The organism is Opitutales bacterium (genome assembly GCA_013215165.1).
In the GTDB taxonomy this organism is placed as follows: Bacteria; Verrucomicrobiota; Verrucomicrobiia; order Opitutales; family JABSRG01; genus JABSRG01.
The window spans coordinates 1-19,608 of record JABSRG010000042.1; the positions used below are offsets into that span (position 1 = coordinate 1).

Here is a 19,608-nt window from a genome sequence, read left to right on the forward strand (position 1 = left end):
AAGCAAAGAAGCCCGGCAGGAAGACATTTTTATTGTCAACACTGGACTGTCGACATGTTCATGCAAAATCCGGGCTAAGCTTCGAATGGATCGACCCCGAAGAAACTGATGACCGACTCACCGAATTTCGAAATAATGGTGTCACCTACTGCGGAGCCGTCTTGCGTAGCGAAAACCGTAGATTCCGAATTGTCACGACAAGTCATGAGCCTTTCGAATTTGTAGCGTCATCCGTCGACTCAAATGGCACAGCCTCGAATCTAGCTAGGGTTACCCTCCTAAACGTAGACTTGATGGAGGTGGAAGGAATAAATGAATCAGGCGAATTAAGGATCAGAGGAAATGTTGCAGTAGGTGGAGGATTCGATCGGGTATCAATCAGTAGAGGTGCAATTGAACTTGATGCCAAAGCATATAGCGGAAGAGAGTTCGAGCTTACACTGAATCAAAATGAGGATATCTTGAGAATTGATCCTGCAACCGGAAGAATACGCTCTCCTGACAATTTTGATTTAAGAATATCTTTAGAGAAGAATCAAAATATAGTTGCTACCGTAGACCTACCAATTGAAATTACAAAGCAGTATACCTCAGGGAATGATACATACAGCCAGTGGTATGGTGACCAGAACCCTGGGGGGCGGTGATGGTTAGGGTTTTCTTCCAAATGCAACTTGATGAAACTTACGTAAGTGTGAAATATGGAAATTTGTCGCACAAAGGGAAGACAAACTATCTGTATCGAAGTTACTTTGAATCAGATTTCGTAGGGGCCGGTCCTGGCTGGGGTCAAGAATCGATGAATGTAGGACATCGATATGTTGGAGCTGATGACGAATACCCTACAGCAATGACAGTTCCGTCTATGATTGTTCCTCCAAACACTCAACCATTTGAGGCTTTGACAAATAAATGGGTAGACGAAAATTATATGAATTCACTTTCACATGGTGAGAGCTTAGTTAACCTTACATCCTCTGGAATGACTGGACCTATACCTTGGATACCTCCTCTTGATCGAACAGTAGAAAGCCCAGATCAAGGTTTATAATTTGATTAGCTATGAAGACAAAGCTGATAATCGTATTTGTTGTATTTTATCAATTAAGCATTTCAATTCTATCCTCAAAAGCTATTCTAAAAATCGAGGATAGTTTTTTGGATTTTAATTCCCTCCCATTAACAGAAATAGATTCCAGTTTTTCATATGAGGAATCACTTGTTAAAAGAAGAAAAAATACTCGTTCAATTATTAATTATCTAGAGAGTTTTTTCATGGAGAAGTATCTCCAAGAAACTGGTAATAAAGTTCAAGAAAAAGAGGTGGAGGAGAGAATAGATAAGCTTTTATTTTTGACTTATGGAACAGCCGAAAACCCATCAAAAAAATACAAAGAGCAACTGGAAAAAATGGCAGAAATAGCACCATTATTGGAAGTTTATGGTGAAGATCCAGAAAAGGCAGAAAAACTTTACAATGAAGACTACAAAAATGTTATTTCTGCTGTGGATTGGACCCAACTAAAAAGTGGGTTTTCACCCGAAGGCTTTGAACAGACAAAGATATTCATTAATGCAAAAATACCAACAGATGAAGAGATTCGTGAAGGCTACAGAAGCCAAGCATACGCATATTTGTTAAATCAAAAATTTTTAGAGGTTTTGAGTCTTACAGGAGTGAACTACTCTGACTGGCGCAATGAGCGTTTTTCTGGGGTTGAAGTGCTCGACGCTAATCATTTTGAGGTGGAGATGTTAACCGCTTTATTTGGACATAATAAGTCGTCTTTGGACCAAGTGAATATTAAAAATACTAATTCAATCCAGGATGATAATATCGAAGAGATCAAAAACCTTAGTCCAACCTTATATCCAGAACCAAACGAAGGTCCTATTGAACAGCTATCCTCTCCGAATCGGCTTCCTTGGCTAATCGGAATTTTGATTCTCTTAATCGCCATTGGCATCATCCTAAAAACACGAAAAAGCGCTCATTAGCCCGATCAACGTCCTCGAACCAATCGACCGTCCCTGGCGAGCACAGTCATCGCCAGCTAGGCTTTCAGTGCCATCTGTCACCGCCTCTGCTCTCATCCTTCCCGGGGCCCTCCGCTTTGGCAGTGGCCTCCGCGGAGCCCTCCCTCCGGCTCAGGTATTGATCTAGCATCGCACGGCACATGGTAAGCGTCCGTTAGAACACCCCCTTCACGATCATGCCAAAGCCGGGTAAACTCCCCGGATGCTATTTGATGGAGAAGATATCGTGATCTGCCACGGCGTGGTCGATCTTCGTAAAGGCGCTGGCGGATTGCTGGCATTAGTCACAAGTGTTAGGCCCGGGGCGTGGTATTTGTTTAGCAACCGCAGCCGGTCTTTGGTTAAAGCGGTCCAGATGGATGGGCGTGGCCTCTCGTTGGTTACACGGCGCATTGACCAGGGTGCATTTCAGTGGCTCGAAAAGGCCGAAGGGGCTTCAGTTATTAGTGTTCGTGATGCTTCGATGATCTGTGATGGCGAGTCCTTAAAACAACGATTTTCTCGCACTTAGTTCTTAACTTTTCCGAGATGCATAACAAAATGTTGAATGTTGACCGAGCTCCAACAGTTAAGAAGCGAAGTCACTCACTCTCGACGGGTTATCCAGTCCTGCGAAGAGGAGATCGCAAGGCTGCGCTTAATTGTAAAAGAGCTTCGCTTACGCCTATATAGCTCCAAGCGTGGTGAGAGTATCGACCGAGATCAACTTGAACTCGACCTCAAGACGACTGAGACAACTATCGATACACTCCAAGCAATCGTGGCTCAACAGGCAGATCCACCACAAGCTGAGTCTGACAAGCCTGAAACGGCTACAGCTACGGACAAAGAGCCAAAGATCCGCCGTCGTTACGTCTTTCCTGAAAACATTGAGGAACAGACGCAAACAGTGATTCCTGAGTAGGTTCAGTCCGAGCCCGAAGCTTATGAGGAGATCGGCGAACCTGAGGTAACCGAGCTGCTCGATATCGTACCGATGAAGTTTATTAAGCGCCGTATCATTCATCCCCGTTTTAAGCGCAAAACGATCGCAACAGCGCGCCTATCGTAGCTGCAACCCCGCCACGGGTTCTTGCAGGAGGCATCGCGGCCCCTGCTCTACTCGTGCAGATCATTTTGGCCAAATACCTCGATCATTTGCCGCTCTATCGCCAAGAGCAGATTTTTAAAAGGCGCTACGGCGTGCAGCTCTCGCGCAAACTGCTCTGCGAATGGGTGCGTGTGATAGCCGAAGATTGGCTCGGACTCATTTATCACTCTATCAAAAGTGATTTGCTCAGGCAACAGCACCTGCATGCTGATGAGACGCCTATAAGATGTAATGATCCAGATACGAAACACCGTTCCAGGCATGGCTACCTTTGGGTCTATCGCAGTGGTAATCAGGTATTTTACGACTGGCACATGAGCCGTGGCCGCACGGCTGCGGAGTCGATGCTGCGCGGCTACCGCGGTTGCCTGCAAGCTGATGGTTATGCTGTCTATGGTCAGCTTGCCCAGAGTGAAGGCTTCACGCTACTAGGCTGTATGGCCCATGCCGTGCACGGCGCAAATTTTACGAAGCCTGGACTATAGCCGAAGAGGGAGCGAGTGCCTGGTATCTTAAACAGTTCCAAGAACTCTATCGCTTGGAAAAGGAACCCGATCACGATCGTACCCGCGACAGCCTCCCTATGCTTAAAGCGATCAAGCACCGCCTCGATTCAGACCTCCTGAATCTGCCCAAGCAAAGTAAAACCCATGCAGCGGTTAGCTACATGCTCAATCAATGGGGCTCGCTGAGCGCCATCTTTGATCACCCGGCAGCGCCTTTGGATAACAATCCCGTCGAACAGGTGATCCGCCCGACCAAACTTGGAGCCAAGAACTGGTTATTTATAGGTCACCCGAAAGCAGGTCGCCGCTGCGCAATCCTCTACACGATCCTTCAAAACTGCCACCTGTCCGGTCACAATCCGCAAGAGTATCTGCTCGAGGTGCTCAATCGCCTCGCTCGTGAAGATCGCAGCGATCCCGAGTTCATCTCCAGCCTGGCTCCGAAAAACTGGAAACCGTCTGCTACTTGATGAGGTGCTCTAAGGGACGCTTACAACGGAGACGGGTTCGATGAAGCTGGAGATGGCAATGATTGTTGCAATGATTTAGATGGTAACCAGTTTCACTTCTACAGTGGCCCTGATACAGAATGCTGTTCTCCGGCTGCTCGTCTTTACAACACGCAAACAGAAAAATGCTGTCCATCGCAGGCTTCAGTAGTGCCAGAAGATATGGAATGTAATTCTACTCCGTTGCCATCTTGTATCGACGAGGTGACTTGGAAAGATGGGCTACCAGGAGATGGTTCATTTATGGTGACCGTTCCGCCTGAGATATTGGGCAAAGTTGAACGTACTATAAATAGTATTCCCAATGTTAATGTGACACTTGACTCTCTGACATTCGGTCTCAAAAACAAAGAAAGAGACTGTTGTCAAGGGAACAGTAAAATTTCTGATGGTGAGAGTTATCGTGAGGCCAATGCTAAGCTATCGGCGAAGCTTGTAGGCATTACACTCTGGGGTCCTCCTAATATAACAAGAGAAATTGATCTATCTATTATTATTGCAACTATCGAGTTTGATGTAGGGATAAAATTGGATAGCGATTTTTCAGTTTCCGGTGTTGCAGGTTTGAGGCAAGACGAATGTGATTCAGAGTCTTGTAACTATGGATCGGTAAATATAGGAGCCAGCATCAGTACTAAATTAACATTTGAAATTATTGCTTGTTTCGATTCTATTTTCTTTGAAAAAAAATGTGCTGATATCGTAACTACACCTGCGAATATATCTGTGGGCTTGACTGGAACGGTTGGTGTGAATGATCGCGAGAATTGTGATCGAGGACCTTACGGTTTAGCTCGTGTTGAAGATATAGTTTGGTCTGTGGAATTCAGCGTGGCTGGCCAAGGAGCTAAGTTTGATTTTAAAATTTATCCTTAATGATATGCATAAAATTCTATTATTTCTATTTTTTTATTTATATTTATATCAATCTGTTTATGCGGAATATAGGCAGTTAAAGATTCCTTTCCGTGTCGCTGGAGAGGATGTTCTTTCTAGTGCCTACTTGAAGATTTATGTTGATAACATTTCCAGAAGCTATGATGATTATGTTCGATGGGAAGGCTCTGGCGAAAGCATAGTGAATTTTCTTAATTCAATTCAATTTCAGGATACTTCAGGGTTTTTTGAGGCATCGAAATCTAATGAGAATAAATTTGATCTCGCAAGTGGCTACTTTGACGCCTTTTCAAATCTTATAGATAGCTCATTTATTGTGAATCATCTTTTGATGCACGAAAGAAAATACGTAACGGTCCGTATGTCTTTAAATAACTCTAAGCGATCATTAGCACGGGTTTTTATGGTTAATCGATTTGGATTGTCGGATGAATATGTGGATCTGGGTGAAAAAGATATCTTTCAGGATCTCTTTGCGACAATTTTTCAAATAGCCGAGAATGGGAATCCTGAAATTTACGCTGATTCAGGTACTAAATATAGACTGCCTATAGGATCGGGATTACCTGGATTTGAGTCTTATATAGAGTTTATAGGTAGCATAATTGAAGCAAAAGACGATGGTCAATGGATAACAAATGGAAATTTAGACTTAGAAGCATTAGGGTTTTATCGTAATGTTATTCTAAGCTTGAAAAGCTCGGTCTTTGATTTTTTCGATTTTTTTGATGCAAGTAGTAAAAGACGATTTGAGAGCTGGGCTAAGACGTTACCTTCAGACGAAATAGAACGCTATGGGGGTTTGTTGAATTCCGCTCAATATCTCTTTTTTATAGACGCTGATCCCGTGTTTTTAATATATAAGTCAATAAATGGAAAGGTGATTTATGATACTGTATTTAAAAGAGGGGATGGGGAATTCCAACTAGTTAATTTTTCTTATCAAAGCTTTGCAGATGTTATTTTCTCAAGCCAGGAAATGTTTATAGATCATCTGATTGATTTCGTTGAGGGAGACCCGGCAGCCGAATTGGTTGCTCTAGAAAAATCTAATGAAGAAAATATATTAAATAATAACAAATCTGGAGAAATTGAAAGAGCTAAGCTTAGTGAATATAAGCCTGAAGTTGAAGAAAAAAGTGTGTATCCGTGGATGATACTAATTTTCATTATATCAGTTTTTGTTTTCTTAATAATCAAATTTCGATTTTGGAGGTTAAAGTGAAGGTGAAATATAAGACGGCTTGAAGATTGTTTATAGTCAGACAAGGCTGTTTAGAGTTTCATAATTAAGGAATTAAAAAGTAAAAGGGGAGAATGCAGAATGGGAATGCAGAATCGGGTCAGTCTAAGAATCCTTGAATCTTGTAAAAAACCTATTCGACCACCAACCCGATCAACGTCCTCGAGCCAATCTAACTTCCCCAGCGAGAACAGTCGTTGCCAGCTAGGCTTTCAGTGCCATCTGTCACCGCCTCTGCTCTCATCCTTCCCGGGGCTCTCCGCTTTGGCAGTGGCCTCCGCGGAGCCATCCCTCCGGTCCAGGTATTAATCTAGCACTCGCACGCCGTATGGATCCCGCTCGGGCGGCAGGTCGACCGGCCTGCTGTCTGAGACCAAGAAGTCCACGCATGGGCCCATCCGGCGCGCCTTGAAAAAGGCGGTCTTGAAACCCCGCGTTAATTCGGCAGGGTAAGTAGCCATGAATCACGTCATGAAATACTGTGTGTATAAAGAGTCACCACACTACGTAGCTCAGTGCCTGAATGTGGACCTGTCTAGTTTTGGTGATACTGCCAGTGAAGCTGTGGACAACCTCAAGGAGGCCCTCGAACTTTACCTAGAGGACGCTCCTGAATCTGCTTATCAAGAAATTGAGGAAGTGATGATCGGCGAGCGCTTGTTGCATGCCTAAACTATTGAGCTCTGAAAAGGTGGTAACGATCCTCCTGGCCAATGGCTTTGAGTTCGTTTCGCAACGCGGCAGCCACATGAAATACCGTGATGCATCAGGGCATACCGTAATCGTCCCAGCTGGCCGCCGCGAAATCCCTCGCGGGACAATCGGCTCCATAATCCGACAATCAGGGCTGCCTCGGCGTCTGTTCTGATCTGCTTTTTAAAAGCCTTGCTCGTAATGAGTTGGGCTTTTTTGTTTTTAGGTAGCTCAAAGACCGTTGCTGACCCCTTTTCCCCTCTAGCAAAGATTTGCGAAGATGAATTAACTGATCCATTTTGCCAAAACAATCGTGAGCGCTCTAGAAACTATCATTGAGGAACTCAAAGGTCTCCTGCCTTCCAAGCTGGATGAGGCAGCATCCAAAATACATGCACTGTATGAAGAGTCTCTGGAAGAACGCCGTGAGCACTTGAAAGCGAGTGCTGGGCTTCTGTCTGAAGAAGAAGGTGCAGCCTGGTTGGAAGCTCTCAAAGACTGCGAAAGGGTGGACCTTGAAAGCCGGTAAACTCCTTCTGGACACCTCTTTAGTCGTCGAGCACCTGAGAAATACCCCATCTGTCACCGAAGGGGAACGCAAAAAGGGGTCAGTCGACGATTCCTTGATTTTCGTAAAAACGTAATCAACACGACCATCACCGCCTTTGCCCTTATTCTTCCCGGGCCCTCCGCTTTGGTCCAGGTATTAGACTATCACTCGCACGTTGCATGGGTTCCGCTAAGCGGGAGCAGCTACTGCGGCAGATCGACCGGCACGTTGTCTGAGAGCCAGCGCACCGCCGCGCTGCCTGGCGGTCACTAACCGTGCCACTTCATCCGGCCATTTGGGCTTCAGCGGCGAGGGAGCTTTATGTTCTACATGGGTTGTAGGCCTACAGGGTTGCCGGTGGCGTCGGTGTTGTTATCTAAGTGGACGTCAGCGTTGCGATAGACGATGTCGCGGGTGTTGTTTGGAATAGTGTAGTTTTCTGGCCCTGGGGCGAGGTCGATGACTCTTTGGCAATCGCTCTCGCGATCATCCTACAAAATATGGCTTTTTCCCGAATTTCTGGTCACGTGCGGTTTTTCGCACCGTGGCTAAGTACCCTTGCATTTCGCTACCTTTCTAGCAGGACTGCGTGTCATGAATCTAGACCTCGAAATGCTACAAACGGTGCTCACTACTTACGGCCTCAAGGTGATCGGTGCCATTATCACCCTGATCGTCGGTTTTATCATAGCGAAAGCTTTGGCTGGTTGGACCAGGAAATATACAAAGAATTCAAAGCACACAGATACGACTGTGGGCGGTCTCTTCAGTCAGATCGTTTTCGTTACCGTGATGCTGTTTACGGTGGTGGCTACCTTGCATCAGTTTGGGGTGGAAACGACCAGTTTGGTGGCGGCGTTGGGTGCCGCGGGTCTCGCTGTTGGCCTGGCCTTGCAAGGGACGCTGTCGAACGTCGCGGCGGGTGTGATGGTGCTCATTTTGAAGCCTTTTAAAGTCGATGAGGTCATCAAGGTGGGAGACGATGTATTCGTGATCGACGATATTGGTCTCATCGCTTCGCGGGCACACACCCCTGATGGTCCCAGTGTCTTTATTCCGAATAGTAAGCTCTGGGGCAACGTTGCGATGAACCTGAGCCACTCGCATAATGATTTACGGCGCTTCAATGAGACGTTTGGTATCGCCTATTCTGACGACATCGGAAAGGCCATCGCGATCATTAACAAAGTCTTAGATGAAGAGGATAAGGTTCAGGCGGATCCAGAGCGCCTGGTGGAGGTGACTTCTCTGGGAGACAGCTCGGTCAACATTATCGTATGGGCTTGGGTGCCGCGTGCTGACTGGTGGACAGTTCGGCTGAGCTTGATGCGCAAGATCAAGGAAGCTTTCGACACAGACGGCATCACCATTCCTTTTCCCCAGACCGATGTCCATCTCATCCAGGATGCAGGTTAATTTTCACTATTTGAAAAAACTTTGGATTAAATATCTGAGCGGTGTGCTCTGAGAAGTACTATGGCTCAACGATACATGGAGACCGTTCTAACTCCTGCGGTTAAAGCCGCTCAGGAGCGTTTTTACCACAAGGCAGAGGATTATGGAACTGGCGCGCCAGAACTAGACCCCCTTACTCCGAGAGAGCACGATTTTATTACCACGCGGGATTCGTTTACATGGCTACCGTCAATGAAGATGGTTGGCCTTATGTCCAACATAGGGGTGGCCCTGCAGGCTTCTTGAAGGTCCTTGACGCTTCTCGGATGGGTTTTGCTGATTACCGAGGTAATCGCCAGTTATTGTCTGTCGGTAATCTATCCCAGAACAATCGAGTCTCTCTGTTCTTGATGGATTACCCTGCCAAGGCGCGCCTCAAGATCTTGGGGCATGTGCATGTGATCAGTGCAGACGAAGATCCTGAGCTGTTTCAGCAGATTGTTGATCCTGAGATGGCGCGTCGTGTTGAGCGTGGCTTCATCATCGATGTGTTATCTTATGACTGGAATTGTCCTCAATACATCACGCCTCGCTACACGGCAGAGCAGATAGCTCCATCGGTGGATAAGCTCAAGGCACGGATTGCTGAACTGGAAGAGGAATTTGAGCGCCTGAAGTGATTTCTCGGGACTGAAGGACTTTTATTTTGCGACTAAGCAGGCGATCTACCTCAGTCTGAAATTGAAAGGGAAGATATACTTAGCCTTTACCGGGATTCCATCTTTCATCGGAGGCGTGAATTTACCCGATTCAGCTGAGCGTATGGCAGGCACGATAAAGCTGAGGTGGCTTGCTTCTATGACGTCGATCACTTCGACATCTCCCGACTCATTTATCACTACCACAAGTTTCAGGTTTCCTTCTACATGCCCGGCTTTCAGGTGAGGGGGATAAACTGGAGGTTTACCGTCGATCCGTTTGGGAACACTATCGAGTTCTCGGATCGAAAAGTGACGTTGATAGTCGGCGGTCGCTTCGACCAGGAGTAGGCCAGACAAGAGGAGCAATATAAAAAAGTTTTTCATAACGGTTTTTGGAGCAAGTAGCACAATACCTCAGGCAGAAAGATGACCAGCAGAAAAATGCTTTCGATCTTTGTATCTGTTTGGAAAATATGGGTATACCGCTTCTATTGTAAGCAGAGTCTTCCCATATATGCCGTAAATCCTGCGCCGAACGCGGTGAGGTCGACGATCTCAGGTCCTCCTTCGCGGTTTTTCAAAAACTGCTTGAGCGCGAAGATTACCGATGGGCTGCTCATATTCCCGTGTTCAGCGAGGATTGAGCGAGTGATACTGTAATCGAAATTGGATAGTTGTTCTTCGATGGCATTGATGACATCGCGCCCACCGGGATGGGCGAGCAGTTGGTCTGGCTGGCTGCCCAGGCGTCGCTCCATCGACTGATTAAGTTCCGCCACGGCCATGCCTGCGATCTCTGGGACCGAGCGATCGAGCAGGTTGCGCAACTTACCTCGTTTGTTTTCAAAACGGAGCAGATCACGATGTTGGGGTAAGTGCAGGTTCTCGAAGCCGAGTATTTCTGGGTGCCCTCGTGGATCGCCTCCCGTCCAAATAGAAGCTGCAGCTCCGTCGCCGAACAAGCACAGGCTGATGAGGACGCCAACATCGTTATCGAGATAAAAGGCTGCTGAACACACCTCGACTTGGATCGCTGCGATGCGTTTATCTGGGTTTGCCGCGAGAAAGTGATAGGCGTTTTGAAGCGTGGGCAGCGCAGCGCCACATCCATGGCCGACTAAGTCGCATAGATAGCGATCTGCCGGTAGGCCAATACGTTCTGCCAAGTGGCTGCTGATGCCTGGACAGATATAGCCGGTGCATGTGGCTACAATGAGACCATCGAGATCAGTCACTTTCATATCGGCTGCCTCACAGGCCTCTGTTAATGCGCCTTCCGCAAGCTCTGGAGCTAGCTTCTCAAAGGCTCTGTTGAGAGCCTCTGCATCTTGGTCAAAGACGTTTTCGATATCTGGAAAGGCAAAGTGGCGCTGCTGAATCCCGTTATCGTTGAGCAACACTTTTTTCAAGATGTCCTGAGACCGCGGACGCAGCTTGTTAAAAGCTGCAGAACCACACAGAATGTCCCAGCAGTCTTTCTGAGAGTAGGTAGCGACAGGGGTCGCCGATGAAATGCCGATTAAATGCATGATGGATTCGCTGAAAAAAAGGGGGCTGGTGAGGAAGTGAGAGTTCGTATTCCTGGCGATATTTCAAATCGCGGGATTAAGTAGCACAGCCCTGGTGGCAAAACTGGACCAGTGATCTGCAATCAAGTATTAAGAAATGTGCTCAATGATGGAAGCGGTAGGGCTTCTCCACCGTTTTTAAGGGGGAACGGGTGCTTGGCTCGACAAAACAGAGTGGGAGAAAGAGCACTGTCGATTTCTTTCTGTATACGGGCGAGTTTGCCAACGGATGTCGGATTCTCGGACCATTTGGCATCGGCGATTTTGAAGCGTCCTGCTTTGTGGAGTAGAAAGTCGGCCTCTTTACTGCGATCCCGCCAAAACGCGAGTTGCCAACCTCCTTGTATACTGAGTTCTTTGCGAATCTCGGCGAACACGGTAGTTTCCCAAAGGCTTCCTGTGAGGGGTGATATTTCCAGATCCGCTTCTTGAGTGATGCCCATCAAAAAAGCAGCGAGACCACTATCATTGAAATGGAGTTTCGGCGTTTTTATTAGCGATTTAGTCGCGTTGGAGAACCAAGGCTCCAAGAGGGAGATAATACCTGACTGCTCTAAAACTGATAGCCATTGTCTACCAGCGCTTTCACTGATGCCAACGTCTCTTGCCAACTCTGCTCGATTGACAAGTTGACTGGTACGTAAAGCGCAGGCCCGCAGGAAACGCTCGAAGTCTCGAAGATTTCCAATGTCTCTCAACTGACGCAAATCACGTTCCAAATAGGTGGCCACGTAGGACGCATAAAAACTGGTTGGATCGAGATGAGGCCTTTCGTAAAGCTCAGGAAATCCTCCACGCAGCATGAACGCCTCAATCGAGATCTCGATTGAAGCATCCTTCAGTTCGTTCAGGCTAAGCCCCGGTAATTGAATGATTTCCGTGCGTCCTGCCAGTGACTCCGAGACCCCTTGCATGAGAGGAAATGGCTGAGAGCCCGTCAAAATGAAGCGCCCCATCTTATCTCGGTCTGCGTCGACTATGGTTTTGATGTGCCGAAACAGCGATGGTGCATATTGAATTTCGTCAATAATGACCTGATCGCCGTGTCGCTGAAAAAAGCCGGATGGATTGCCTTCAGCCTGGGCTGCCTCGCTGGGTAAATCTAGACTGACGTAGGAATGCTCAGGGAACAAACGTTTAACAAGCGAAGTTTTGCCGGTCTGGCGAGGGCCCGTTATTACAACCACCGGACGTGTTTCAGCACTGCTTTTTAAGCGCGATTCGACCTGTCGTGTTATCCACATAATACGCAAATTCCACTTTTAAAAAACGGAATTTGCAATTTCTAAAAACGGAATTTGCAGTTTTGAGCATTTAAACACCCCGGTTGAGACTTATGTGCTGATTCTTTATGGTGATTAGCTCTGCATATTAGACGTGCGTCTGCTGATGAGCCTGTTAAACCTGCCTCATGTTCTTCGACGAAGTGAGCATCACGCTGGAGGCAGGTCATGGAGGTGACGGATGTTTCTCCATGCGGCGTGAAAAGTATATTCCCAAAGGCGGTCCCGATGGTGGAGACGGTGGACGTGGGGGCTGTGTTGTTGTGCGCTGTGATGAGAATGTGAGCGATTTGCGGCAATACCATTTTAAGCCCAATTATAAGGCCCGTAATGGCGAGCCAGGTCGAGGGCGGCAACAGCATGGAAAAGGGGGTGACGACCTCATCCTCAAGTTTCCTGTCGGCACTGAATTCCGCGATGTCGAGAGCGGTGAGCTGGTGGCGGAGCTTCTTGAGCACGGTCACGAGCTGGTCCTTCTCGATGGCGGTAAGGGGGGGCTGGGCAATATACACTTCAAGTCTGCGACCAATCAAACTCCCCGCCAGACCACCCCTGGAGAATACGGCGAGGAGGGCGCTTACAAGGTGCAGCTTAAGACCATCGCAGATATTGGTATGGTAGGCTATCCCAATGCTGGAAAAAGTTCTCTGATGGGTTGCCTGACGAACGCGCAACCGAAGACTGGGCACTATGCTTTTACTACACGGCGACCAAACATAGCGATTATAGAGTATCACGATTACTTCGATCGTCTATTGCTCGCCGACATCCCTGGGCTGGTCGAAGGGGCGCATGAGAATCGGGGCATGGGTCATAAATTCCTCCGCCACGTCGAGCGCTGCTCGGTGCTGCTCTATGTTATCGATATGGAGGGCACGGATGGCCGTGATCCAGTCGAGGATGTTGCCGCCCTTCGGCATGAGCTGGGTGCCTATCAAGAAGAACTTCTGGACAAGCCGTGGGCGATTGCTGCCAACAAGATGGATGAGCCTCATGCGGCTGAAAACCTACAGCGGATGCAAGCAGCCTACGAGGGGACTGAAATCCATGCTATTTCGTGCATTGGTGAGACCGGCTTAGAAGAGCTAAAACAAGGATTGTGGACCGCCTGTAAACCCGCAGCTGATTAAGCCGAATCTTAGAGACCATGAGCGAAGAACCGAGCGGAAGCGTAAATCTCCAACCTCTCATCTTGCGGGCAAATCGGTTCTTAGGGGCGACCCTAGTCGATATCGAAATGATAAGTTTCAGCGATCTGGAGCAGGCGAGTGAGTTCCTTTTGGAACGTCTTCAGACGAAGGATCTTTCGAAGGCCTCGCTTATTTCTATTTTGCAGGAGCTCAAGGTTCTAGATGAGAACGCATTGATTCGTTACCAGGTGGACGAGCACAAGCTCGGAGTCTTCGACGCCTCAAGCGTACCTCCAGTCGATCATCCAGAGATAAAGCCGGAAGTATGCTGGGCCACGTGGACAGTGCCATACGACTTCCAGGAAGGTATGTGGTTTATGGCAAGTGCCTACTACATGAGTAAACCGGCGCGTGAGTTCTGGGAAAAACGCCTCAGTGCACCTATAGAATGGTGCGTTTCGGAGTCTCGTCAGATAGCTCAGGCTATCGGTAAGTTGAGTGTCGAAGCTTAGTCCGAAACAAGCACGCCGATGGCGAGGGTGATCATGATCACACCAAAGAGCTGGTCGAGCCAGTGTTGATGAGCTTGAAATCGGGTTCGGGCTCTCGGAATAGTCAAAATTGTCGAGAGCAGGGCAAAATAGCCAGTCGTGGCTACACCGAGGTAAATCCCATATATTGTACGAACGAATAGGGAAGTGTCTGGGCTGATTATCAGTGTGAAGACTGAGATGAAAAAGAGTAGAGCCTTTGGGTTGAGCGCGTTGGTCAGGAAACCTAGAGCAAATGCTGATGCCTGCTTCCGCTGTGTCTTCGCCACGGAGTTGGATTTCAGGAATGTAGCCGATTCTTTTGCCCGTAACGCAAGCAGTCCGATAATGAATAGGTAAGTGCCGCCCGCATATTTTAGGACGACGTAGAAGGTGCCAGAATGCCCGGCTATCCAGGGTAGAGCGACAATGCAGAAAGTTGCGTGACAGAAAATTCCGCTGCCGATTCCGATACTCGTCGCAATGGCTGCCGGTCGTCCTTGGCGGACGCTTTGCCTCAGGACAACAGCCAAGTCCGGTCCCGGCGAGATCACTGCTGCTAGGTGTGCTGATGCCAGAAGGATAAATTCCATTGGAATTTCAGTATGCTTTGGGGGTGATCATCCAAAGTAACTGCCATGAGTCATGCGTATATCGTGTGTGGTTTGAGCCTATGTGCCGAGATCTACAGGGTCCGTAATACTTGGGCGACGGCTGTCCGAATGGCAGCGGCCTGGGCGGCAACGCGGTGCTCTATGTAGGCGCTGCTGGGTGTTTCGATTGTGTAGCTGCGGCGCGTAGCAGTTTTGAATAAGAGCACTGCTTCAGGCAGCATATCCATATCTTTGATGTCCTCTGGTCGGTCGATAAGCGGGGTGATCAATCCTTCTCGAGCAGTATGTCCGTCGATCTCAGGGCTCACTTCCACAGGAATGAACTCACTCGCGCTCTCGAGGATCTTCTTAGCGAGTGATTCGGCTAGCTCGGTTTCATCCAGTTGATACAAGTAGCATCCCTGGGCCTCATAGTCTTCGTGAAGACAGAGCGTGAGGTCGTAGCCCGATGCGGGCTTATTTTGCTCTAAAAAGTCGCAAACGAGCTGAGCTTCGGGTGTTTCTTGATTTAGAAAATCGCGATTAATATCAATGGCCTCGGCGTTCTCTCGCGTGCCTTTTTCCATGCCGTTCGGATTGATCAGAGGCAGTAGATGCCAGCTCACCGATGTAGAGAGGACAAATTGTTGTAGAATCCGTGTGATGGCTAAGGGGCCAGATGGTTCATCCCCATGCACGCCTCCGGAGATATAAATGTGTGCTACGGGCTCGATGGGTTCTTTGGTCTCCGGGTCAAGAGCGGGACGTGTCCAGGCGCTGACGGGATAGTCACCCACGGTGCCCAAAATATTTTCGGTAAACTGTAGAGGCCGCAATATGGTACGGAGTCGATCGATGTAGGCGTTGACGTTGAATGTGCTTGGCATGTCGGGCTGGATGATCGGGTAAAGTGATCGGAAATCAAACCATCCATCCAAGAAAAGGGTTTCCAGGCAGAGCAGGTCCGGTATGCTGCCCTTTTTTGATTTTTTGACCGCCTACTTGCCATAGCTATGACCGAAACCCGTGTCCGTTTTGCCCCGAGCCCGACTGGATTTTTCCATATCGGTAGTGCCCGCACTGCTTTATTTAATTGGCTCTATGCCCGCCATACCGGAGGAAAATTTATCCTCCGCATTGAGGATACAGACAAGGAGCGCAATACTGAGGAAGCGCTACAGGTGCTGATCGATGGCATGAAATGGTTGGGTATCAACTGGGATGAGGGCCCCCTAGTCGAAGGCCCCTGTGGTCCATATTTTCAAAGCCAGCGGAGCAATATATACCGAGAATGGCTGACTAAGCTCGAGACAGCAGGCCGCACCTATGAGAAAGACGGCGCTATCTGGTTTCGCCTCGAAGGTGAGCGCAGTGTCGTTTATGACGACTACCTTAAAAAGGAGGTGGAGAAGGTCGCGGCTGCTCCGGTTGTGATAGAGGATGCCATTCGCGGACGGGTGGAGCGGGCTGAGGATCGAGACTTTGTTATCTTTCGTGCGAGTGGAGATCCAGTTTTCCACTTTGTGAATGTGGTGGATGACATCACGATGGGGATCACTCATGTCATTCGTGGGGAGGATCACCTGTCCAATACCTCAAAGCACGTGGAGTTATTCCGTGCGTTCGGAGCCGACGTGCCGACCTTTGCGCACATGCCTCTCATTTTGAAGGAAGTGGGGCAGGGCAAAATGAGTAAGCGCGATCAGGGGGCTTTAGTGGAGGACTATCAGAAGCAACACTACCTTTCAGAGGCCGTTCGTAATTATCTCTGCCTCTTGGGTTGGTCGCCCAAGGACGATCGAGAGATTCTGCCCATAGACGAAATTATAGATTTATTTGATCTTCCAGGAATCACGCAGACCAACGCTCGGTTTGACGGGAAGAAGATGGCTTTTATCAACAGTCACTACGTGCGCGCTATGCCGATCGAGAGTTTTACATGGTTGGCCAAACCGATCCTAGTCGAGGCAGATCTGATTCCGGAAGACTATGACGAAGATCGTCTCCAGAGCATCTTGGCATTATGCCAAGAAAAGGTGCGTGGATTGGGGGAGTTAGCGCAGTTTGCTCGTTATTTTTTCAAGGACGATTTCGCAACGGATGAAAAGGCTCTCAACAAAGTCACGAAAAAGGGTGATCCGGCGGCACGCTTAGACGAAGCAGCTCAGGCGCTGGAACAGCTCAGTAAATTCGATGCGGAGTCCATTGAGACAGCTATTGCGGCGGCGGCTGAAGTATCGGGCAATAAGCCCGGCGCCTATATGCCGCTGATGCGCGTCGCGCTCTCCGGAACCAATGTGGGCCCATCATTCTATCCGATGTTGGAGATTATGGGGCAAGGCTGTGTGGTCGATCGTCTTCGTCAGTTTAGGGCGACGCTGAGCTGAGATGCACTGGAGTTTTCAGCCGACTCATCCTGTCGCAGCTAAAGAATTGGCCCGCGCGCTGAACATACACCCGGCGGTGTGTGAGCGCCTTTTGCAGATCGATCTTGAATTTGTAGATCCTGAACGTGCAGAGCTTTTTTTAAAACCGCGTCTGGCCCAGTTGGAGGATCCTTTCTCTATCACTCATTTACGTGCCGCGGTAGAGCGGATTGAGCGGGCTCTCAATGAGCGTGAGCGTATTCTAATTTTTGGGGATTATGATGTGGATGGAGTCACTAGCACAACGCTCCTGGTTCATATTTTACAGCGTTTTGGAGCCCAACCAGACTACTGTATTCCGCTACGTTTGGAGGAGGGTTATGGCCTGAGTCGACAGGCCATTGAGCGTTCTTTTGAATCAGGTGCAAAGCCCGACCTCTTCATCGCTCTGGACTGTGGGACGAACTCTGTTGATGAAATCAATTATCTGCAGAGTTTGGGTATCGACACCTTGGTCGTGGATCATCACCAGGCAACAGACGCCGAGCGGTTACCAGGAATCTTGGTCAACCCTCACCTATTTGATCCAGACGGGACGGCATGGAAGGATCTCTGTTCCGTGGGCCTTACCTTCAAGGTGGTTCACGGCCTCATCAAAAAGTTGCGGTTGGACGGGAATGCAATAGCCGAAAACATCGATTTACGCCAAGTGCTTGACCTCGTTGCGCTGGGAACGGTGGCTGATCTAGTCCCGTTGCGCGATGAGAATCGTATCCTTGCTTCCCGCGGTCTGCACGCACTTTACCATACGAAGCGCTGCGGGATCCACGCACTGTTTCAGGTGAGTGGGATTGATCTCAGCACAACCGACGTTCTACGTACGGTGGACGTGGCGTTTCGTCTTGGACCGCGGATTAATGCCAGCGGTCGATTAGCTGACGCCTGTGTTCCTGTAGATATGCTTTTGAGCGAAGATTTTAGTTTTTGTGCTGAGACCGCTGGAGACTTGGACCAGATGAACCGTGAGCGTCAGGCTATTGAGCGTGCCATTGCGGCAGATGCGATCCTTCAGGTCGAAGAACGGGATCCTCAAGCGGCAGGCTTGGTAGCATTCGATGCGAGCTGGCATTCGGGAGTGGTGGGTATTGTGGCGAGTCGACTTTCACGGCAGTTCCATCGACCAGCCATTGTGCTCGGTCAGGACGGAGAGGGAGCGAAAGGGTCGGGGCGCTCGATTGAGGGTATCGATTTGGTGGCGGCACTGGAGCACTGCGATGATTTGCTGGAAAGTTGGGGTGGTCACCCGATGGCTGTGGGCGTGTCCCTCGCCGCCGAATCTGTGCCAGCATTTCGGGAACGTTTTGCTGAAACGATTTTGAAGCTCTATCCGGATGGAATCCCGGAGCAAGAGATCGAACTGGCAACGCGGATTCCTGCTGACGTTATTACCGAGCAGCTTATTGAGGATATCGAGGAGTTGCACCCCTTTGGTCAGGGCAATCCAGAACCGACTTTTGCCGTGGGGCCGCTTACACTGCAGATGCCGCCCAAAGTATTTGGCAAAGGGCACTTGCGTTTTGCGTTTCACAATAGTCAGGATGAACGCGTTTCTTGTGTCGCCTGGAATTTGAGTGACAATCCGCCTCCAGTCCACCGCCCCATCCTCCTAGCTGCTCAGCTTGGATGGAATTTCTGGAATGGTGAACGGACAATACAGGCAACGGTGCGCGACTGGTGCTTCGCCTCTTGAGTTTCTTAATGTCTCCCGAGAACGCTTTTTCCTCTCTGTCTTTGTGACCGCCACACGGATTTAGTAGGGTGATGGCGAGAGCGATCGCCTTCGTGCGGATCAAAGCTTCAGTCAAGCAATGGCTGTCGCCATCACTCTACGCTCCTAATTTGAGCTCAAAATCAGTTTTCCGTAGATCTGATCCCACCCTCATTAGTTATATATCGATGATTTAACTTGGCTCGCTGGGTTTTCGAGATGTTTTGGAGCGTTATGAATTTAACTGACTCTCAAAAAGCAGATCTAGCAGCTTGGCTGGATGAAGGGCTTTCGCTATCTGACATCCAAAAGAAGATCACGTCTGAGTTCTCCATCAATATGACCTACATGGACTTGCGTTTCTTGATCGATGATCTCGAGATGGAGATTGTAGATAAGAAAAAACAAGAAGACACAGAAGCTGAGACGACAGAAAAGGAAGAGGGCGAAGCCGAGGTGGTCGATGCTGAAGCCGAGATGCTTCCTGGAAAGGTGAGTGTCGAGGTAGACGCTATCAAGCGTCCCGGTGCTATGGCCAGTGGCCAGGTGACTTTCTCCGATGGTCAGTCACTTGGTTGGCAGCTCGACCAATTCGGACGCTTGGGCTTAGTGCCAAATTCAGACTCACCCGAGGGCTACCAGCCGCCTGAGGCCGATATCATGGAATTTCAAGAGGAGTTGCAAAAGAAACTGCAGGGGCCGGCTATGTAGCCAAACTGAAGGGTGGCTCGGCGATCCGCCTCTGTGAA

At 48.8% G+C, this 19,608-nt stretch carries 22 protein-coding genes and 1 pseudogene; 18 read left to right on the top strand and 5 right to left on the bottom strand.

Going from position 1 to position 19,608, the window contains the following annotated elements; genetic code table 11:
* Nucleotides 1-293 precede the first annotated feature (293 nt).
* The 13 genes and pseudogenes from HRU10_10010 (at nucleotide 294) to HRU10_10070 (ending at nucleotide 9,600) form a co-directional block, all read left to right on the top strand.
* Complete coding sequence (locus HRU10_10010) at nucleotides 294-647, top strand: hypothetical protein (protein ID NRA27567.1); 354 nt, start codon at nucleotides 294-296, stop codon at nucleotides 645-647.
* Between the two features lie 415 nt (nucleotides 648-1,062).
* On the top strand, nucleotides 1,063-1,998 hold the full coding sequence (locus HRU10_10015; protein NRA27568.1) for a hypothetical protein: 936 nt from the start codon (nucleotides 1,063-1,065) through the stop codon (nucleotides 1,996-1,998).
* 241 nt (nucleotides 1,999-2,239) lie between these two features.
* Complete coding sequence (tnpB, locus tag HRU10_10020) at nucleotides 2,240-2,548, top strand: IS66 family insertion sequence element accessory protein TnpB (GenBank protein ID NRA27569.1); 309 nt, start codon at nucleotides 2,240-2,242, stop codon at nucleotides 2,546-2,548.
* Between the two features lie 36 nt (nucleotides 2,549-2,584).
* A complete protein-coding gene (locus tag HRU10_10025; protein ID NRA27570.1) occupies nucleotides 2,585-2,941 on the top strand; it encodes a hypothetical protein in 357 nt (118 codons plus the stop codon).
* Nucleotides 2,942-3,141: 200 nt separating this feature from the next.
* Nucleotides 3,142-3,612 carry a transposase gene (locus HRU10_10030; protein ID NRA27571.1) on the top strand — a complete coding sequence of 157 codons (471 nt, stop codon included), beginning with the start codon at nucleotides 3,142-3,144 and terminating at the stop codon, nucleotides 3,610-3,612.
* A complete protein-coding gene (locus HRU10_10035) occupies nucleotides 3,561-4,103 on the top strand; it encodes a transposase (protein NRA27572.1) in 543 nt (180 codons plus the stop codon). The genes HRU10_10030 and HRU10_10035 overlap by 52 nt, the downstream gene beginning before the upstream one ends.
* A 189-nt stretch (nucleotides 4,104-4,292) precedes the next feature.
* Entirely contained in the window at nucleotides 4,293-5,018 is a 726-nt protein-coding gene (locus HRU10_10040) for a hypothetical protein (GenBank protein ID NRA27573.1), read from the top strand.
* 4 nt (nucleotides 5,019-5,022) lie between these two features.
* Nucleotides 5,023-6,264 carry a hypothetical protein gene (locus HRU10_10045; GenBank protein NRA27574.1) on the top strand — a complete coding sequence of 414 codons (1,242 nt, stop codon included), beginning with the start codon at nucleotides 5,023-5,025 and terminating at the stop codon, nucleotides 6,262-6,264.
* A gap of 477 nt (nucleotides 6,265-6,741) precedes the next feature.
* Nucleotides 6,742-6,954 (top strand): type II toxin-antitoxin system HicB family antitoxin, encoded by a 213-nt coding sequence (locus HRU10_10050; GenBank protein ID NRA27575.1) that lies wholly within the window; start codon nucleotides 6,742-6,744, stop codon nucleotides 6,952-6,954.
* Entirely contained in the window at nucleotides 6,947-7,150 is a 204-nt protein-coding gene (locus tag HRU10_10055) for a type II toxin-antitoxin system HicA family toxin (GenBank protein ID NRA27576.1), read from the top strand. Before HRU10_10050 ends, HRU10_10055 begins: the two co-directional genes overlap by 8 nt.
* 138 nt (nucleotides 7,151-7,288) lie before the next feature.
* On the top strand, nucleotides 7,289-7,504 hold the full coding sequence (locus tag HRU10_10060; protein NRA27577.1) for a hypothetical protein: 216 nt from the start codon (nucleotides 7,289-7,291) through the stop codon (nucleotides 7,502-7,504).
* Nucleotides 7,505-8,119: 615 nt separating this feature from the next.
* Nucleotides 8,120-8,941 (top strand): mechanosensitive ion channel, encoded by an 822-nt coding sequence (locus HRU10_10065; GenBank protein NRA27578.1) that lies wholly within the window; start codon nucleotides 8,120-8,122, stop codon nucleotides 8,939-8,941.
* A 60-nt stretch (nucleotides 8,942-9,001) separates the two neighbouring features.
* A pseudogene (locus tag HRU10_10070) lies at nucleotides 9,002-9,600 on the top strand (pyridoxamine 5'-phosphate oxidase family protein).
* Nucleotides 9,601-9,645: 45 nt separating this feature from the next.
* Here the strand turns inward: HRU10_10070 and HRU10_10075 are convergent.
* The 3 genes from HRU10_10075 to HRU10_10085 form a co-directional block, all read right to left on the bottom strand.
* Nucleotides 9,646-10,005, bottom strand: coding sequence for an energy transducer TonB (locus tag HRU10_10075; protein NRA27579.1), 360 nt, complete (start codon nucleotides 10,003-10,005; stop codon nucleotides 9,646-9,648).
* A 104-nt stretch (nucleotides 10,006-10,109) separates the two neighbouring features.
* Entirely contained in the window at nucleotides 10,110-11,150 is a 1,041-nt protein-coding gene (locus HRU10_10080) for a stilbene synthase (protein NRA27580.1), read from the bottom strand.
* A gap of 122 nt (nucleotides 11,151-11,272) precedes the next feature.
* Nucleotides 11,273-12,433, bottom strand: a complete 1,161-nt coding sequence (locus tag HRU10_10085) for an ATP-binding protein (GenBank protein ID NRA27581.1) — start codon at nucleotides 12,431-12,433, stop codon at nucleotides 11,273-11,275.
* 167 nt (nucleotides 12,434-12,600) lie between these two features.
* Here HRU10_10085 and obgE point away from each other — a divergent pair, with 167 nt between their 5' ends.
* Both obgE and HRU10_10095 read left to right on the top strand, forming a co-directional pair.
* Nucleotides 12,601-13,602, top strand: coding sequence for a GTPase ObgE (gene obgE / locus HRU10_10090; protein ID NRA27582.1), 1,002 nt, complete (start codon nucleotides 12,601-12,603; stop codon nucleotides 13,600-13,602).
* 17 nt (nucleotides 13,603-13,619) lie between these two features.
* Entirely contained in the window at nucleotides 13,620-14,114 is a 495-nt protein-coding gene (locus HRU10_10095; GenBank protein NRA27583.1) for a hypothetical protein, read from the top strand.
* Here the strand turns inward: HRU10_10095 and HRU10_10100 are convergent.
* Both HRU10_10100 and HRU10_10105 read right to left on the bottom strand, forming a co-directional pair.
* Nucleotides 14,111-14,725, bottom strand: coding sequence for a LysE family transporter (locus tag HRU10_10100; protein ID NRA27584.1), 615 nt, complete (start codon nucleotides 14,723-14,725; stop codon nucleotides 14,111-14,113). The two genes, HRU10_10095 and HRU10_10100, sit on opposite strands and share 4 nt — an antisense overlap.
* Nucleotides 14,726-14,817: 92 nt before the next feature.
* Entirely contained in the window at nucleotides 14,818-15,612 is a 795-nt protein-coding gene (locus HRU10_10105) for a M14 family metallocarboxypeptidase (GenBank protein NRA27585.1), read from the bottom strand.
* A gap of 126 nt (nucleotides 15,613-15,738) precedes the next feature.
* Here HRU10_10105 and HRU10_10110 point away from each other — a divergent pair, with 126 nt between their 5' ends.
* The 3 genes from HRU10_10110 to HRU10_10120 all read left to right on the top strand — a co-directional run bounded on the left by HRU10_10110 (nucleotide 15,739) and on the right by HRU10_10120 (nucleotide 19,570).
* On the top strand, nucleotides 15,739-17,112 hold the full coding sequence (locus HRU10_10110; GenBank protein ID NRA27586.1) for a glutamate--tRNA ligase: 1,374 nt from the start codon (nucleotides 15,739-15,741) through the stop codon (nucleotides 17,110-17,112).
* Between the two features lies 1 nt (nucleotide 17,113).
* On the top strand, nucleotides 17,114-18,841 hold the full coding sequence (recJ, locus tag HRU10_10115) for a single-stranded-DNA-specific exonuclease RecJ (protein ID NRA27587.1): 1,728 nt from the start codon (nucleotides 17,114-17,116) through the stop codon (nucleotides 18,839-18,841).
* Nucleotides 18,842-19,093: 252 nt separating this feature from the next.
* Nucleotides 19,094-19,570, top strand: a complete 477-nt coding sequence (locus tag HRU10_10120) for a hypothetical protein (protein NRA27588.1) — start codon at nucleotides 19,094-19,096, stop codon at nucleotides 19,568-19,570.
* Nucleotides 19,571-19,608: the final 38 nt, after the last annotated feature.

Coding starts and splice junctions, on each gene's coding strand:
- HRU10_10105 (NRA27585.1), bottom strand. CDS start 15,612: ATGCCAAGCACATTCAACGTCAACGCCTACATCGATCGACTCCGTACC.
- HRU10_10010 (NRA27567.1), top strand. CDS start 294: ATGGAGGTGGAAGGAATAAATGAATCAGGCGAATTAAGGATCAGAGGA.
- HRU10_10110 (NRA27586.1), top strand. CDS start 15,739: ATGACCGAAACCCGTGTCCGTTTTGCCCCGAGCCCGACTGGATTTTTC.
- tnpB (NRA27569.1), top strand. CDS start 2,240: ATGCTATTTGATGGAGAAGATATCGTGATCTGCCACGGCGTGGTCGAT.
- HRU10_10045 (NRA27574.1), top strand. CDS start 5,023: ATGCATAAAATTCTATTATTTCTATTTTTTTATTTATATTTATATCAA.
- HRU10_10085 (NRA27581.1), bottom strand. CDS start 12,433: ATGTGGATAACACGACAGGTCGAATCGCGCTTAAAAAGCAGTGCTGAA.
- HRU10_10025 (NRA27570.1), top strand. CDS start 2,585: ATGTTGACCGAGCTCCAACAGTTAAGAAGCGAAGTCACTCACTCTCGA.
- HRU10_10095 (NRA27583.1), top strand. CDS start 13,620: ATGAGCGAAGAACCGAGCGGAAGCGTAAATCTCCAACCTCTCATCTTG.
- obgE (NRA27582.1), top strand. CDS start 12,601: ATGTTCTTCGACGAAGTGAGCATCACGCTGGAGGCAGGTCATGGAGGT.
- HRU10_10055 (NRA27576.1), top strand. CDS start 6,947: ATGCCTAAACTATTGAGCTCTGAAAAGGTGGTAACGATCCTCCTGGCC.
- HRU10_10050 (NRA27575.1), top strand. CDS start 6,742: ATGAATCACGTCATGAAATACTGTGTGTATAAAGAGTCACCACACTAC.
- HRU10_10075 (NRA27579.1), bottom strand. CDS start 10,005: ATGAAAAACTTTTTTATATTGCTCCTCTTGTCTGGCCTACTCCTGGTC.
- HRU10_10065 (NRA27578.1), top strand. CDS start 8,120: ATGAATCTAGACCTCGAAATGCTACAAACGGTGCTCACTACTTACGGC.
- recJ (NRA27587.1), top strand. CDS start 17,114: ATGCACTGGAGTTTTCAGCCGACTCATCCTGTCGCAGCTAAAGAATTG.
- HRU10_10015 (NRA27568.1), top strand. CDS start 1,063: ATGAAGACAAAGCTGATAATCGTATTTGTTGTATTTTATCAATTAAGC.
- HRU10_10120 (NRA27588.1), top strand. CDS start 19,094: ATGAATTTAACTGACTCTCAAAAAGCAGATCTAGCAGCTTGGCTGGAT.
- HRU10_10080 (NRA27580.1), bottom strand. CDS start 11,150: ATGCATTTAATCGGCATTTCATCGGCGACCCCTGTCGCTACCTACTCT.
- HRU10_10100 (NRA27584.1), bottom strand. CDS start 14,725: ATGGAATTTATCCTTCTGGCATCAGCACACCTAGCAGCAGTGATCTCG.